Below are 15,342 nucleotides of genomic sequence, written 5' to 3'. Positions count from 1 at the left end.
GGCTCCACGTCTGGGATGCGGGATCTCACCGGCGCTGATGCACGCTCCGGTGTGATTCCGACCTATCAGGTACATCGGAATCACACCGCAAGCGACGATGCTCAGCCGCCCGCGTACCACCGCAGCAACCGCTCCACCTCGGCGCTGATCGCCTCCAGCCCTGGCCGGAACCACTTCCGGGAGTCCACCAGGTCCGGGTTCTCCGCGAGCGCCTCGCGCACCTCGCCGGTGAAGATCTTGTTCAGGTGGGTCGAGACGTTGATCTTCGTCATCCCCGCCTCGATCGCCGCCCGCATTCCCTCGTCGCTCACCCCGGAGGACCCGTGCAGCACCAACGGCACGTCCACAGCCGCCGCGATCTCGGCGATCAGGTCGGTGTCCAGCACGGCACCGCGGGAGGTCATCGCATGCGAGGAGCCCACCGCCACGGCCAGCAGGTCCACCCCTGTCTCGGCCACGAACTGAGCCGCCTCGGCAGGGTCGGTGCGGGTGGACGGGTCGTGCACCCCGTTCTTGCCACCGATCTCCCCGAGCTCGGCCTCCACGGACACACCGCGGTCGTGGGCGAGGCGCACCACCTCCGCCGTGGTCGCCAGGTTCTCGTCGGCCGGCAGCTTCGACCCGTCGTACATCACCGACGTGAAACCCAGGTCGATCGCCTCGCGGACGAGAGTGACGTCGTCGGCGTGATCCAGGTGCACCACCACGTCCACCGACGCCGCCCGGGCCAGGGCGAGCACCGCCGTCCCGAGGGGTGCCAGGGCGCCGTGGAACTTCACGGCGTTCTGGCTCACCTGCAGCACCACCGGCCGGCCGGCACGTTCGGCGGCCGCCACGAACGCCCCGCCGTGCTCGAGGTGCACCACATTGAATGCGCCGAGTCCCGTTCGGTCGGTGCGCAGTGGACCCGCCACGGCGGTCAAGTCAGCGAGGGGCATCGATGGTCTCCGTCTGGATCGTGGGGCGCATGCGGTCGTAGGCGTCGTGGTCGGCCGCTCCTGCGGTGGGCATCAGCACGGCGGCGGCGGAGAGGGCGACCACCGCGGGCAGGTGGGCGGCCAGGTCGGCGCCACGTGCGCCGTCGGCCACTGCCATCGCGAGGGCTGCCACGGCAGCGTCCCCGGCACCAGTGGCATTCCCGGTGATCACCTCGGGCGGGCGGGCCCGCCACGCTCCGTCAGCGGTCACCAGCAGCACACCCTGGCTGCCGCAGGAGACCAGCACGGCGCCCGCACCACGGTCGATCAGGTCACGGGCGGCAGCGATCGGGTCGTCGATGCCGGTCGCCTCGCGAACCTCGTCGACGTTCGGCTTGAGCACGACCGGCTCCTCTGCGGCCACCGCCAGCAGTGCCGGCCCGGAGGTGTCCACGATCACCGGGATGCCCCGCCCGACGGCGGCCCGCACCAGTGCGGGAAGGTCACCATCGCTGGTGCCCGGCGGGGTAGAACCCGAGATCACCAGTACACCGGCCCCGTCCAGACCCGCGAGCACTGCGCGGGTCAGCCGGTCCCAGTCCCGGGCGGTCACGGTGGGTCCGGGTTCGTTGAAGAGCGTGGCACCCTGGACCCCGTCGTCGTCGACGATGGTCACGGTGCGCCGAGTCTCCCCCGCCACCAGAGTCCATGCCTGCTCCACCTGATCGGCGTCGAGCAGGTCCTGCAGGTGTTCGCCCATCACCCCGGCGAGGAAGCCGGAACAGCTCACCTCGCGCCCCAGGCCGGCGAGCACCCGAGCCACGTTCACGCCCTTGCCGCCGGCCGAATCAGTCACCTGCTGCACACGGTGCACCTCACCGTGGTTCAGGTGCGGCACCGCGTAGGTGACGTCCACGGCGGGGTTCGGTGTGACAGTACGGATCATCGGCTGCTCCCCAGGTCGAGCGCGATCCCGCCGGCGCCGAGGCAACCGGCCCAGGAGCCGAGCGCTGCCCCCGGACCGACGGGCGCAGTTCGGCGGGGAGCCGCTCCTCCAGCCCGGCCTGCAACGGCCCAAGGAGATCCTCTCCGGCGTGCGCCAGTCCGCCGCCGAGCACGATGGGGACCGGGCCGAGCAGTCCGGCGGCCTGGGCGAGCACGTCGGCGAGCGTCTCGACGGCGGTGCGCACCACCTCGACCGCGATCGGGTCGGCGGGGTGGTGCTCCGAGCCGGCCGCCCGTTCCAGGACGTGAGCGGAGCCGCCCGAGACATCGGTGCTCCCGGTGCGCCGGGCGTACCGGTCGGCGATCGCGGAGGCAGAGGAGATCTGTTCGAACGCCCGGCGAACGGGGCGACTGGGCCGCGTGGGGCCCGACGGTGGGAGCTGCTCGTCGGGGTCGGGCACGAGCACCTGCCCGATCTCCCCGGCCCAGCCGGTGCCGCGCACCGCACCGTCGAGCACGAGGGCGGAGGCGATCCCGGTGCCGAGCGGGACGAAGAGCATGTCGGTCGAACCCGCGCCCCAGAGCGACTCGGCGAGTGCACCGGCGCGCACGTCGTGGCCCAGCGAGACGGGCCTGCCCAGGCGCTGCTCGAGGATCTCCCGCATCGGCACGTCCCGCCAGCCGAGGTTGGCGGCGAAGGAGATGATCCCGCTCTGCTCGTCGGTGATCCCCGGGGTGACCACGCCGACTGTCGGTGCCGGGCTGCGCTCCACCTCGGCGGCGATCGCATCGGCGAGGTGGTGCGGGTCTCGCGGCGTAGGGACGGTCCGCGTGTCGGTCAGCGTGCCGTCTGCCCGGACGCGGCCCACCTTGATGGTGGTGCCGCCGACGTCCACGCCCAGGGCCGTGGCCGTCCCTGGGTCGCGGGTGGTCTGGTCGCTGGCCGGCATCAGTCGCTGGTGTCCAGGATCACGGCGCGGGAGAGGTGGCGGGGGGTGTCCGGGTTGAGGCCGCGCGCCTCCGACCGGGCCACGGCTACCCGGTGCAGCAGCACCAGGTGCGCCAGCGGGTCGAGTTCGCTGACGGCGAGGGTGGCGCCGGTCTCCTGAACGTCACCGGCGAGACCGTCGGGGGCCGTACCGAAGACCCACACCACACGTCCCGGCTGGGCGATCGAGATGGGACCGTGCCGGTACTCCATCGCGGGGTAGGACTCGGTCCAGGACTGGGAGGACTCGCGCAGCTTCAGGGCTGCCTCGTGCGCGAGTCCGATGGTCCAGCCGGTACCGAGGAAGCTGAGCTGGTCCGCTGACACCCACGCGTCCTCGATCGGTTGGGTCAGGGCGGTGCGGGCATCGGCGACGGCCGCCGTCAGGTCTTCCCCGAGGCTGGCCCGGAGCACCACCAGGGCGGTGGTGGCGAACCGGGTCTGCACCACGGAGGTTTCGTCGGCCCGGTCGAGCACGATCTCATGGTCGGCGTGGGCGGCCGCGGGGCCTTCCCCGACGGCCGTGAGCAGCACGCTGGGGGTGTCCGTGCGCTGCAGCAGGTGCACGATCTCGGTGGTGGTGCCGGAGCGGGAGATCGCGACCAGCCGGTCGTAGGAACGCTCGGCCGGGAACTCGGAGGCGGTGAAGGCGTCCGTCACACCGTGCCCGGCGCTCTCGCGCTGCGCGGCATAGGACTGCGCCATGAACCAGGAGGTGCCGCAGCCCACCACGGCCACCCGCTCCCCGGCGGCGGGGAGACCGGTTGCGCCGTCGTGCTCGGCGAGAGCCCACTCCCACACGTCTGGCTGGGAGGCCACCTCGATGGCTGTCTGTGACTGGCCCGAGGCTGAGATTGCTGCATCCGACACGTGTGAAACCCTTCATGGAGTGCGTGTTTGTGAGCATAATAGCCATGATTCGCTCATAAAACATCACTTTGGGAGATCCGATGAATCGCCACGATCGCCTGGCCGCCCTGCTCGAGATGGTGGTCGCTCGCGAGCACGTGCAGGTCGAGGACGTCGTCACCGAGCTCGGCGTCTCCCCTGCCACCGTACGCCGGGACCTGGATTCCCTCTCGGCGCAGCAGCTCGTGGTGCGTACGCGCGGCGGAGCGAGCGTGCCGCCGTCCTCCGCTGATCTCCCCCTGCGCTACAAGACGGCCCGGCAGAGCGCCGAGAAGGCGCGGATCGCCCAGGCCGCGGCATCTCTGGTTCATCCCGGGGAGGTGGTCGGGATGAACGGTGGCACCACGACCACGGAGGTGGCCCGCGAGCTGGCCGTCCATCCCGGGCTCCGTGAGACCGGCCGAGCCCCGGTGACCGTGGTGACGAACGCCGTCAATATCGCCGCCGAGCTGGCCGTGCGCACTCATCTACGGGTGGTGATGACCGGTGGCGTGGTGCGCGCGATGAGCTACGAGCTGACCGGTCCGCTCGCCGACCTGCTGCTCGGGCAGGTGTCGGTGGACACCCTCTTCCTGGGGATCAACGGGCTGACCGTGGCTGAGGGCGCATGCGCGCACGACGAGGGCGAGGCCTCGGTCGCGACCGCACTGGCCCAGCGGTCCGGACGCGTGGTCGTCGTCGCCGACTCCACCAAGCTCGGCCGGCGAGCGTTCGCGCGGATCGTCACCATCGATCGCATCGGGACGGTGATCACCGACGACGGTGCCGACCCCGGCGTCGTGCGGGACCTGGAGGCCGCCGGGCTGACGGTCACCTGCGTGTGACTCAGCGGAGCACCTCGAGCAGCCGCTCGACCGAGTTCCCGATCCCCCACCGCTCGACCAGTCGCGCGAGCTCCTGCGAGTCGGCCGGTGCGGGGCGATCGGCAGCAGTGCCGGGCAGGCGCAGGTCCAGCTCACCGAGCTCGATATCACGCACCACCGCGACCACCTGCGGGGCAACGTCCAGGTAGTCCGCAGCAGCAGTGATCTTCGCGCGCATCCCGGCGGCGAGCGGCGTGCCCGGATCGGCCGCGGCGGCTCGCACCCCGGCGAGGTCGCCATAGCTGGCCAGCAGCGACGCCGCCGTCTTGTCCCCGACCCCCTTCACGCCCGGCAGGCCGTCGGAGGTATCCCCGCGCAGCGTGGCGAAGTCGGCGTAGCGAGCCGCCGGTACCCCGTACTTCTCCTGCACGACGGCGTCCGTGAGTACTTCATGCCGGCCCACCCCGCGCGCGGTGTACAGCACCCGGACCGGCCCACCAGGGGCTTGATCGTCGACCAACTGGAACAGGTCGCGATCGCCGGTCACGACGTTCACCGGCATCGGTGCACCGGTGGCCAGGGTGCCGATCACGTCGTCGGCCTCGTACCCGTCGGCACCGACAACGGCGATCCCGAGCGCCGCGAGGGTCTCGGCGATCACCGGCACCTGGACCGCGAGCGGGTCCGGGACCTCCTCCACGTCCGATCCTGCGGGCACCTCCTCGACCACGCGGTGCCCCTTGTAGCTGGGCAGCAGGTCCACCCGCCACTGCGGCCGCCAGTCGTTGTCCCAGCAACAGGCCACGTGCGTCGGCTGGTACTGGCCGATCAGGCGGGTGAGGAAGTCGAGCAGCCCGCGCACGGCGTTCACGGGTGTGCCGTCCGGTGCGGTGATCGAGTCGGGCACCCCGAAGAAGGCGCGGAAGTACAGCGAGGCGGTGTCGAGCAGCAGCAGGGACGGCCGAGAGGAGGTCATGAGCACAGCCTGCCTCATCCGTGAGACACCCCGCTTCTCGAGTGGCGGGGGCGGCGACGCATTACTACCGTCACGGACCGTGGGCGACCGACCTCCACCCTCCGAGAGTGTCGCGTCGTCGCACATCAGTCGGTAAGAGTTGCCGGCTGGAACACGAAAGGATGCCCCATGCGCGTGACACAGCGACGAACGACCGCAGCGATCGCGACCCCCGCCCTCGGTCTTGCCCTGGCCCTGGGATCCGCCACGGCCGCATCGGCCGACGTCGACGTCGAGGCCGAGGTCACCACTGCGGTGGAGGCCGCTGTCGAGAGCTCGCTCGGCGACCTCGACGCCGACCTTGCTGGAGACGTCACCACGGACGTCAGCGTCACCGACGACACGGTGACGGTAGACGTGGACGTGGACGTCGAGGGCGATGCGGCACTGCTCGACGACACGCTCGAGGCGAGCCTCGAGGCGACCCTGGAGGCCGAGGTCGATGCAGCGGTCGAGGCCGAGCTCAACGACCTGAGCGTCGAGGCCGACGCCGATGTGGACGTGGACGTCGAGCTCGTCGGCGACGCGGTTCTCGGTCTCTGAACCGGCCTGATCAGTGAGCTGACTCAGGGGGTCGGCTCACTCGCGATGGCCTCCGGGACGGTCGTACCGCCTCGGGGGCCATCGTCATTCCAGCCGGCGCTCACATCGCGCCACCACCGCACCGTCCGATCCAGCCCCACCGTGACCGGGGTCGCGGACAGTCCGAGCACGCGTTCACTCTCGGTGGAGTCCATCACGAACGGACGGTCGAACATGTACCCCGTCTCGGCCAGCTCCCTCATCTCGCGCGAGATGAGCCCGCCCGCGCGCAGCACCCCGACCGGCACGACAGCCATCCGGGGCACACGCACTCCCGCGGCCTCAGCCACGGCGGTGATCAGTTCACGCTGCGTGAGCGCCGGAGCGGTCGGAGCCAGCAGGAACGAGTCCCATAGTGTGCGATCAGCAGCGGCGGCGATCATCGCGCGCGTGAGGTCCGGCACGTAGGTGAACGAGTGCGGCTGGTCGAGGCTCCCGACGACCCGCATCGTCTTTCCGGCCAGCACCGTCGGCACCAACCGCTCCCCCGCATGCGCCATCCGCACGCGTGGCCCGTAGAAGTCCGATGCCGCGACACTCACCGTCGCCGCCGCATGTGCCTCTCGCGCGGCGAGCAGCTCCGTACGCACGCCTAGCTTCCCACCGGTGGCACGTCCGTAGCCTTCCTCGGTCATCACGGAATCTCCCGGGCCGTAGGAATACAGGCTCTCCGGAAAGACCACGACGGCGTCCGCCTCCTCCGCGATGTCCAGCACCACCCGCTCGGCGCGCGGGAGCTCGGAGCGCCATGTGCGCGCGTCGTACCGTGAGCCGTGGATGCAGTGGTGGATCGCCTGTGCGCCCCTGGCCGCTGCCGCGAACGCAGCACGGTCGGCGACGTCTACTCTGCGTCGCTCGATCCCTGGATGATCGGGCCCGCTCCCGGACCGGGTGAGCAACCGAACCTGCTTCCCTGCCTCGGCGAGCTGCAGAGCGAGGGTGGCGCCAACAGGCCCGGCGCCGGTGACGAGGTGGAACGAGGACATGGCGTCTCCTGAGGGGTCGAATCGAATCTAAACACGAGAGCACTGCTCTCGCTTTCAAGAGTGGCATGGCCATCGCCAGAAAACAAGAGCACTGCTCACTCTTGTTGCACCCGCTCACTGAACGCGTCAGGATCAAGGCATGAGCCCCACGCCACGCGAACGAGCCCGCGCCCAGACCGAGCAGGACATCCTGCGCATCGGCCGGGAACATCTGGCCCGTCACGGCGCCGCCGGCCTGTCGCTACGCGCCGTGGCGCGGGACCTGGGCGTGGTCTCCTCCGCGGTGTACCGATACGTGCGGAGCCGTGATGAGTTGCTCACCGCCCTCCTCGTGGAGGGGTACACCGAGCTGGCCGACGCCGTCGACGAGGCCCTGGCGACAGTGGAACCGCTGGACTACCGCACGCAGTTCCTTACCCTCGGCGCAGCGGTGCGCGACTGGGCGCGGGACGAGCCCGCGATGTACGCCCTGTTGTACGGGACCCCGGTCCCGGGCTATCACGCCCCGGGGGAACAGACCACGGGCCCCGGCACCCGGGTGCTCATGACCCTCGCCACTCTGGTCGAGGATGCACATCGAGCTGGCCGGCTCGACCCCCCGCCGGCCACCCCATCGGCCACCCCCTCCCGGGACTATGCGACCATGCGCGCCGAGCTTGGCCTGACCGGGGACGACGACACCTTCGGTCGCACCTTCCTCGCCTGGAGCGGCCTCATCGGCGCGATCACCGCCGAACTCTTCGGCCAGTACGGCACCGACACCTTCACCGACCCCGGCGCGCTGTTCACGCAACAGCTCACCCTGCTCGCCGACACGCTCGGCCTTCCCGCCTGACCTGACCGGCCCGTCACCTCACAACCCAGCACCCTTGACAGCCGACACGGCGTCGTGCATGCTACCTGTCACGTGTTAGGTAACACGTGACAGGTAGGAGAAAGTGCGACGATGCCACCACCACTCGATGCCGAGATCACTCGGCGCCTCGCACTCGGCGGGCTGGGCGCCGCCGGGCTGGCCGGACTCGGCCTTGCCTGGCCACGCCTCAGCGGCCAGGACATCCCCGGGCGCGACGACGACGTCCTCACCATCGCCGTCCTCGGCACGGCGCAGGACGCCGCCGCACGTCAAGGGCTCGTCGATGCCTTTGCTCGGATCCACCCGGACATCGAGGTCCGGATCATGGGGATCCAGGGCAACGACTGGGGCGACTTCTTCTCCAAGATCCTCACCATGATCGCCGCCGGCACCCCACCGGACGTGGTGAACGTGGCCACCGAGGGCACCCAACTGTTCGCCTCGATGATGGCCGAGCCGCTGGACGAGTACGTGCTGCGGGATGCCGACGAGCTCGAGGAGTACTTCGACGACGTGCACCCCACCCTCCTCGAGGCGTTCATGTACGAGGGGAGCCTGTTCCAGCTCCCCACGGACTTCAACGCCGCGAACATCTATTACAACGCCTCCGCCCTGGACCGCGCCGGGCTGGACCGGCCCCCGGCGGACTGGACCAAGGACGACTTCGTGGACATGCTCCGCGCGATGCGCGCTGCGAGCGAGCCCGGATTCGTCCCGTACTTCTGGACGAACCGGCTCTTCGGCGGTCTCGTGCCGTGGCTGTACGTGAACGAGACCAGCTTCCTCACCGAGTCCACCGCCCCTGGTGGCCAGTGGTTCTGGGACCGCTTCTACCCCGGTGAGCAGCGCAGCGGTGGCTACCGCTGGCTGGAGTCGAACGCCGGGGCACCGCGGGTCGCCGAGTCCGTGGAGTTCCTGCGGACCCTGGTGGCCGACGGGCTCGGCACCCGTCCGGAGGAAGGTGGCGGTGGCGCCCTCGTGGGCCTGTTCGCCTCAGGGCGGATCGGGAGTACCCCCGCCGGCGGGTACTGGGTGCAGGGCCTGCACGAGGCCGGGATGGGTGCCGAGGACTTCGACGTGCAGTTCTTCCCCGGCTGGCGCAGCCAGCGGCACCAGTTCGGAGCCGCCGGGTACGCCATCATGTCCACCTCGCCGCGCAAGGATGCCGCCTGGGAGTGGGTGAAGTTCACCGCCTCCCGCGAGGCCATGGAGCTCGCCTACCCGCAGCCCACCACCACGCCGACCCGTCGGTCGATGGTGAACGAGGCACGGTACGCCGAGAAGGGGCCGCGGCACTGGGAGGTCTTTTACGACACCCTCGACCGGTTCCCGACGACCGGCCCGATCCCCGCTCCTCCGCAGCAGGCCGCGGTGGAGTCCGCCCTCATCAAGAACATCTCCAGCGCGGTGAGCGGCACCGCAGGCAATGTGGCACCGGCCCTGGCCGCCCTGGATCGCGACCTGACGCTGGCCCTGAGGAGGCAGCCATGAGCGCACCCGCACGAACCCGCTCGGCGGCGGCACCGACGGCCGCGGGTGGCTCTGTCGCGCAGGGTCCGGCGTGGAAGCGCCGCGCCGTCATCTGGGTATTCCTCGCCCCGACGATCGTCGGCATCGGCGTGTTCACGCTGCTGCCGATCGTGGCGTCGATCGGTCTGGCGTTCTTCCGCTGGGACATCATCAGCCCGCCCGAGTTCGCCGGCCTGCAGAACTTCGCCGACATCGCCGCAGACCCGACGGTGAGCCGCTCGTTCCTGAACACGCTCGCGTTCGTGGTGGTGGCCGTCTCCCTGCAGATCGCCGTCTCCCTGGCCCTGGCAGTCCTCGTCTCGCAACGGTTGCCGGGGTGGTTGCGCACGTTCTTCCGCTCGGTCTTCTTCTTCCCGCTGATCCTGTCCGCGGCAAGCGTGTCGGTGGTGATGCGGTACCTGTTCAACGAGGAGTTCGGGGTGGTCAACTGGCTGCTCTCCCTCCTCGGGATCCCGGGTGTGCCGTGGTTGTCCAGCAGCGCCTCGGCCGCAGTGGTCGTGCTGGTCTACGTCTGGCAGCAGTTCGGGTTCACCTTCCTGCTCTTCGTCGGTGGCCTCGCGGCCATCCCCGAGGACGTCTACGAGGCGAGCTCACTGGACGGGGCAACCGGGTGGCGCCAACTGCGCACGATCACCCTGCCGCTGCTCTCCCCCACGATGCTGGTGGCCTGCGTGATGAGCGTGATCGCCGCGCTGCAGGTGTTCGACCAGCCGTGGGTGCTCACCCGCGGTGGCCCGGGTGACACCACCCGGACCGCGGTGATGGTGATCTACGAGTCCGCCTTCCGGCAGCTCGAGTTCGGCCGCGCCAGCGCGGTCGGCGTGGTGCTGATGGCACTCATCATGGCCGTGACGGCACTGCAGTTCCGGCTCTCCCGACGCTACGTCCACTACCAGTGAGGAACGCCGTCATGACGACCACTACCGTTCCCGCCCCGCCGCGGACCCGCACGGCGCGGCCCCGGCGGACCATTCCCGCACCGTCCTCGGTGGCCCGGCTGGCGTTCCTCGTCGTGGCCGCGGCACTCACCCTCGGTCCGGTGATCTGGACGATCTCGACGTCGCTCCGTTCCCCGGCCGAATCGTTCACGCTGCCCCCACAGCTGATCCCCACCGATCCGGACGTCACGCCCTACGTCGAGGTCTTCAGCCAGATCAACATGGGCCTGCTCACCCTCAACTCGGCTCTCGTCACGGGCATCATCGCGGCCGGGCAGATGCTGACGGCGGCCCTGGCCGGCTATGCCTTCGCCCGGTTGGAGTTCCGTGGCCGGCAGCTGTGGTTCGCCCTCGTGCTGGCCACCATGATGGTGCCGCCACAGGTGACCATCGTGCCGGTCTTCATGCTGGTGCGCGGGATGGGGCTGTCGGACACGCTGCTCGCGCTGATTATCCCGGCCCTCCCGACGGCGTTCGGCACCTTCCTGATGCGGCAGTACTTCCTGGGACTGCCGGTCGAACTCGGTGAGGCCGCCTCGATCGACGGCGCGGGACCGCTGCGCACCTTCAGCAGCATCTATGCGCCGCTCGCCCTCCCCGGGATGGCCATCGTGGGCATCCTGGCCTTCAACTTCCACTGGAACGAGTTCTTCCGGCCCCTGATCTTCTCGATCAGCGAGCAGAACTTCACGCTGCCGCTCGGCTTGGTCTCGCTCCAGGGGAACCTCGGTACCGGCTCCATCTCCGTGGTGCTCGCCGGTGTCGTGCTCTCCATGATCCCCGCGCTGGTCGTGTTTCTGGTCGGTCAACGACCGTTGCGCGCCGGCCTCACCGCAGGAGTGTCCAAGTGACCGTCACCACCACGCTCGCCCCGTTCCCGCACCTGCACGTGCGTCCACCGCAGGGCTGGGTGAACGACCCGAACGGCATCGGGTTCTTCGACGACCGGTGGCACGTGTTCTACCAGTACAACCCGGACGCACCGGTCCACGCCGACATCTGCTGGGGCCTGGCCACCTCGCCGGACCTGGTCACGTGGACCGACGAACCGGTGGCGCTGCGCCCCCGCGCCGGGACCATCGACGCCGCCGGCGTGTGGAGCGGGGTCGCCACCGTCGCCGATGGCGAACCAGTGCTGGTGTACACGGCCGTTCCGGACGACCCGGCCAACGCCGGGATGGCCCTTGCGCGCCGCGAGGACGGCACCTGGCGGGCCGCGGAGAGTTTCGCCGCTCCCCCGCCCGCCGATCCCGACCTGCGGGAGGTGCGCGACCCGTTCCTGGTCACCGTCGCCGATCGCCGGTACGCGATCGTCGGCGGTGGGCGCACCGACGGCACGCCGCTGGTGCTCGTCTACGACGCCACCGACCTGGAGCACTGGACCCTTCTCGGGGAACTGCTCACCGGCACTAATCGGATCGCGAGCGAGCTCGCTTTGGCCCAGATCTGGGAGTGCCCACAGCTGGTGCGGCTCCCCGGGACCGGGACGTGGGCCCTGATCGTCTCGCTCTGGCACGACGAACCGGGCGTGCCGCAGCTGGACGGCGTCACGGTGCTGCTCGGCGACCTGGACACCACCGGGCCGCACCCGCAGTTCGTGCCGAACGGCGGGCACCGTCTCGATTCGGGTCCGGATTTCTACGCCCCGCAGGCCCTCGCTCACGAGGGGCGTGTGCTGCTGTGGGGCTGGACCTGGGAGGGCCGCGATCGCCCACAGGCCGAGATCGACGCGGCCGGCTGGGCGGGCTGCCTCACCTTCCCACGCGAGCTGACGGCGGAGGGCACCCAGGTGCGCAGCGCACCCGCCGCCGAGCTCACCGCGCTCCGCCGGCGGCCACTCCCCCAGGACGCCGAGCTCACCATCGAGGTGCCGGCCTGGGAGATCGAGACCCGCGGTGCGGTGCACCTCACCCTGACCGGTGCCGCCGGCGACCGGGAGATCTGGTCCGCGCCCGCGGACGCCGACCACGTGCGGGTGCTCGTGGACGGGTCGGTGATCGAGGCGTTCGTCGACGGCGTCGCCACCACCCTGCGTGCCTACCCCCAGGCCGGGGAATGCTGGCAGATCGAGGCGAGCTCCGCCGTCACCGGCTGGGAGCTGGGCCCACCGACTCCCTGACCACGAGCCGGCACGGCACCAGGATGTCCGACTCCGGTAGGGGTGTGTCGTCAAGCAGGTGGGCGAGCAGGGTCTGCATGGCCTGCCGCCCGATGTGGTGGTGCGGCAGGTCGACGGTGGTCAGCGCGGGCACCATGCCCGCCGCCACCTGGCTCTCGTCGTCGTAGCCCACCACGGACAGATCCTCGGGCACCCGCAAGCCCAGCCGTGCGGCGGCGAGGATCACCCCCACGGCCACCCGGTCACGGGCGGCCACGATCGCCGTCGGGCGCTGCGAGGCAGGCGCATCCAGCACCTGGGTGGCCCCGTGCACCCCGTCGCCGATCTGCCAGCCGGCGTCGATCACCGGCGCCTGGGTAGCGCCCGCCTCGGCGGCGGCCCGCTCGAAACCGCGGACCCGATGTTCGGTGGCCGGGTTACGGGCCGGGCGACCCTCGGCGGGCTCGTCGACCCCGGCGAGCATCACCACGCGGCGGTGTCCCTGCGCGAAGACCGCCTGGGCGGCCAGGTAGCCGCCCTGCTCCTCGTCGGCGAGCACGCCGGCGGGACCGGTGGCGCTGAAGCAGTTGGCGAGCACCGTGGGCAGTTCGAGCATCTGCGTCGGCGGCGTGTACGCACGCATCGACATGGCCGCGTGCAGGAAGGCATCGACCTGCCGAGCACGCAGCGTCTGCACCAGCGTCTCCTCGCGGGCGGCGTCGTTGCCGTAATCGGCCACGATGGTGACGAATCCACGCTCGAACGCCGCCTCCCTGGCTCCTTGCAGCAGGTGGCCGGCAAACGGGCTCTGGGTGATCTCGTCAGTGACGATGCCGATGGTGGCGGTGGAGCGACGCCGAAGGTTCACCGCTGCCGAGTTCGGCAGGTAGCCGAGCTCGGCCGCGGCGGCGTGGATGCGTGCGGCGTTCTCGGCGGAGATGTTGCCCGAGTCGCGGCCGTTCAGCACGAGCGAGACGGCCGTGCGCGAGACCCCCGCACGGCGGGCCACGTCGGCACTCGTCGGTCGTCGTGTCACGGTGCTCCCTCCTGATACGTGTCAGGAGTGTACGCATCACCCATGCCCCGGCGTGCGACGCCTGCCCCCGCCACTCCGGTTCGACCGGAAGGCGCCGATCCGACGTTCCTGGCCCGCGATCGATCGGGGTCCGATTCGCACCACGGGCCTGGCTCCGAGGGGCCATACTCAGGTTCACTCAGGATATTCGCTCCACTCAGGATATTCGCATCCATGTGAGAGGTCGTCGTGGCACGTCAGCGAATCACCAGCACAGCCCGCTCCCTCCTGGCCGCATTGGTGATCGCCGCTGCGACCCTCAGTACGAGCGCTCCTTCGGTGTCTGCATCTATGCGACCGACTGCCGTTCCTGCCACATCCGCGGCTTCCACCGTCCCCTTCCTCGACGTCGCGGCTCGCGCACCGGGTGTCGACGTCAGTCGGGGCAGATTGACCTCGAGGGTCACGATCCAGACGACTGCGCCGCTGAATCTGCGCCAGCGTGCCACGGCCTCGTCCACACGTCTGGCCACGCTCCCCAGAGGCGCGAAGGTGACGTCGATATACCGTGCCTCCAACGGCTGGTACAAGGTGACCTACCGGGGCAGGACCGGCTATGTCTCCCACAGGTACGTCATCAGGGTGACCTCCAGCACGTCCGCCAGGTCATCGTCGTCCGCGCGCATCCCGACAGCCCACAATCAGCGCTACGCCGGTCTGAGCTACGCCACGATCGACGGCGGGGTCGACTGGAGCAGGAGAGTCGGCATGGTCATCTTCCTCGACGGTGACTACTACCGGCGCGGATATTCACAGGCGGTCTCCGAGCACACCAGGGGCGCGACGGCCGCAGCCATGGCCGAGGTCGCAGCCAGGGACAACAAGATCCTCGTGATTCCGCGCATCCCCCGCCAGGGATACATCTCAAGCCTGGGCTACACGTGGTGGGGAAGGACCGCCACGAATGCTGTGATGCTCCGCAAGCTCGATCAGCACTTGCGCAGGACGGGCAACATCACCAGGAGCCGGACCGTCTACATGGGCTACAGCGGTGGGGCCGAATTCATCACCTATGAACTGGCTCGCCGCTCTCAGGGCTCATATGGCTACGGAGGCGCGATCCTGCTCGCCGGTGGTGGGGGACGCAGCGATGGAAGGAACATCCGCATCAGCACTCCCCCGAGCTCCTTCACGCGCAACTTCGACATGCATTGGTTCGTCGGGTCCAAGGACGGTGTCGGCCAGAGCTCGAACGCCCAGAGCTGGAGCGCCTACACAGCGTCTGCCCAGGGGCGCAGTCTCTACAAGAGCAAGGGCTTCAGGACGTCCAGGACGGTCCTGCGCGGGCAGGACCATCACTCCTACAACCTGGCCTCGGTCCTCGAAGCGGGGCTGAAGAAGGTCAAGTAGGCCCCTGCGGCGAGCTCTCAGAAAGGCCTGAGAGGTCGAAGGTGCGCAGCAGTCCCATCTCGCGATGGTCTCGGCCCCGTCCTGGCGCTCGCCATGGCCCGACGATGGCTTGATCGGATAGAGCCTGGATACCAGCAAGGTTCCACGCTATTCCTCGGTGATGCCGAGTGACATGTGGCCGGCGCTAGACCGCTGCCACCGATCACGGCCACTGTCACGGGGCGACGATCCGCCACAGGAGCACGCGGCTGATGCATGTCGGCGACGTGGACCTCGAGATCGACGAGCTCGTGCACCCGATGCAGCCAAACATCTATACAAATACCCAACCGAAGCTGGACCACCCCTTG

At 69.9% G+C, this 15,342-nt stretch carries 15 protein-coding genes; 8 read left to right on the top strand and 7 right to left on the bottom strand.

The window, feature by feature from the left end; translation table 11 throughout:
* Positions 1-101: 101 nt before the first annotated feature.
* The 4 genes from BLU77_RS05405 to BLU77_RS05390 are packed head-to-tail and all read right to left on the bottom strand — an operon-like array spanning position 102 to position 3,720.
* Entirely contained in the window at positions 102-938 is an 837-nt protein-coding gene (locus BLU77_RS05405) for a class II fructose-bisphosphate aldolase (protein WP_089772025.1), read from the bottom strand.
* A complete protein-coding gene (locus BLU77_RS05400; protein ID WP_089772024.1) occupies positions 925-1,863 on the bottom strand; it encodes a 1-phosphofructokinase family hexose kinase in 939 nt (312 codons plus the stop codon). Before BLU77_RS05400 ends, BLU77_RS05405 begins: the two co-directional genes overlap by 14 nt.
* Entirely contained in the window at positions 1,793-2,812 is a 1,020-nt protein-coding gene (locus tag BLU77_RS05395) for an ROK family protein (RefSeq protein WP_089772023.1), read from the bottom strand. The genes BLU77_RS05400 and BLU77_RS05395 overlap by 71 nt, the downstream gene beginning before the upstream one ends.
* The gene (locus tag BLU77_RS05390) at positions 2,812-3,720 is read right to left on the bottom strand and encodes an SIS domain-containing protein (protein ID WP_217632362.1); all 909 of its coding nucleotides are present in this window, start codon (positions 3,718-3,720) and stop codon (positions 2,812-2,814) included. The genes BLU77_RS05395 and BLU77_RS05390 overlap by 1 nt, the downstream gene beginning before the upstream one ends.
* Positions 3,721-3,800: 80 nt before the next feature.
* Between BLU77_RS05390 and BLU77_RS05385 the strand changes: the two genes are divergently transcribed.
* A complete protein-coding gene (locus tag BLU77_RS05385) occupies positions 3,801-4,583 on the top strand; it encodes a DeoR/GlpR family DNA-binding transcription regulator (protein WP_089772022.1) in 783 nt (260 codons plus the stop codon).
* A gap of 1 nt (position 4,584) precedes the next feature.
* On the opposite strand, the gene BLU77_RS05380 is transcribed toward BLU77_RS05385, so the two are convergent.
* Positions 4,585-5,538: a 5'-3' exonuclease gene (locus tag BLU77_RS05380; RefSeq protein WP_089772997.1), complete on the bottom strand. Its 954-nt coding sequence runs from the start codon at positions 5,536-5,538 to the stop codon at positions 4,585-4,587.
* Positions 5,539-5,706: 168 nt separating this feature from the next.
* On the opposite strand from BLU77_RS05380, the gene BLU77_RS05375 reads away from it, so the two are divergent.
* A complete protein-coding gene (locus BLU77_RS05375; RefSeq protein ID WP_089772021.1) occupies positions 5,707-6,120 on the top strand; it encodes a hypothetical protein in 414 nt (137 codons plus the stop codon).
* 23 nt (positions 6,121-6,143) lie between these two features.
* Here the strand turns inward: BLU77_RS05375 and BLU77_RS05370 are convergent, their stop codons facing one another.
* Positions 6,144-7,145, bottom strand: coding sequence for an NAD-dependent epimerase/dehydratase family protein (locus BLU77_RS05370; protein ID WP_089772020.1), 1,002 nt, complete (start codon positions 7,143-7,145; stop codon positions 6,144-6,146).
* Between the two features lie 139 nt (positions 7,146-7,284).
* Here BLU77_RS05370 and BLU77_RS05365 point away from each other — a divergent pair, with 139 nt between their 5' ends.
* The 5 genes from BLU77_RS05365 to BLU77_RS05345 all read left to right on the top strand — a co-directional run bounded on the left by BLU77_RS05365 (position 7,285) and on the right by BLU77_RS05345 (position 12,588).
* Positions 7,285-7,980, top strand: a complete 696-nt coding sequence (locus BLU77_RS05365; protein WP_089772019.1) for a TetR/AcrR family transcriptional regulator — start codon at positions 7,285-7,287, stop codon at positions 7,978-7,980.
* A gap of 111 nt (positions 7,981-8,091) precedes the next feature.
* The gene (locus tag BLU77_RS05360) at positions 8,092-9,492 is read left to right on the top strand and encodes an extracellular solute-binding protein (RefSeq protein WP_089772018.1); all 1,401 of its coding nucleotides are present in this window, start codon (positions 8,092-8,094) and stop codon (positions 9,490-9,492) included.
* Positions 9,489-10,430, top strand: a complete 942-nt coding sequence (locus BLU77_RS05355; protein WP_089772017.1) for a carbohydrate ABC transporter permease — start codon at positions 9,489-9,491, stop codon at positions 10,428-10,430. Before BLU77_RS05360 ends, BLU77_RS05355 begins: the two co-directional genes overlap by 4 nt.
* Positions 10,431-10,441: 11 nt before the next feature.
* Positions 10,442-11,320 carry a carbohydrate ABC transporter permease gene (locus BLU77_RS05350; RefSeq protein WP_089772016.1) on the top strand — a complete coding sequence of 293 codons (879 nt, stop codon included), beginning with the start codon at positions 10,442-10,444 and terminating at the stop codon, positions 11,318-11,320.
* A complete protein-coding gene (locus BLU77_RS05345) occupies positions 11,317-12,588 on the top strand; it encodes a glycoside hydrolase family 32 protein (RefSeq protein ID WP_089772015.1) in 1,272 nt (423 codons plus the stop codon). Before BLU77_RS05350 ends, BLU77_RS05345 begins: the two co-directional genes overlap by 4 nt.
* Here BLU77_RS05345 and BLU77_RS05340 read toward each other — a convergent pair.
* Positions 12,554-13,603 (bottom strand): LacI family DNA-binding transcriptional regulator, encoded by a 1,050-nt coding sequence (locus tag BLU77_RS05340; RefSeq protein ID WP_089772014.1) that lies wholly within the window; start codon positions 13,601-13,603, stop codon positions 12,554-12,556. The two genes, BLU77_RS05345 and BLU77_RS05340, sit on opposite strands and share 35 nt — an antisense overlap.
* Before the next feature lie 330 nt (positions 13,604-13,933).
* Here BLU77_RS05340 and BLU77_RS05335 point away from each other — a divergent pair, with 330 nt between their 5' ends.
* The gene (locus BLU77_RS05335) at positions 13,934-14,992 is read left to right on the top strand and encodes an SH3 domain-containing protein (protein ID WP_089772013.1); all 1,059 of its coding nucleotides are present in this window, start codon (positions 13,934-13,936) and stop codon (positions 14,990-14,992) included.
* Positions 14,993-15,342: the final 350 nt, after the last annotated feature.

Source organism: Ruania alba (assembly GCF_900105765.1).
In the GTDB taxonomy this organism is placed as follows: domain Bacteria; phylum Actinomycetota; class Actinomycetes; order Actinomycetales; family Beutenbergiaceae; genus Ruania; species Ruania alba.
This window is presented reverse-complemented; position numbering and strand designations above follow the sequence as displayed.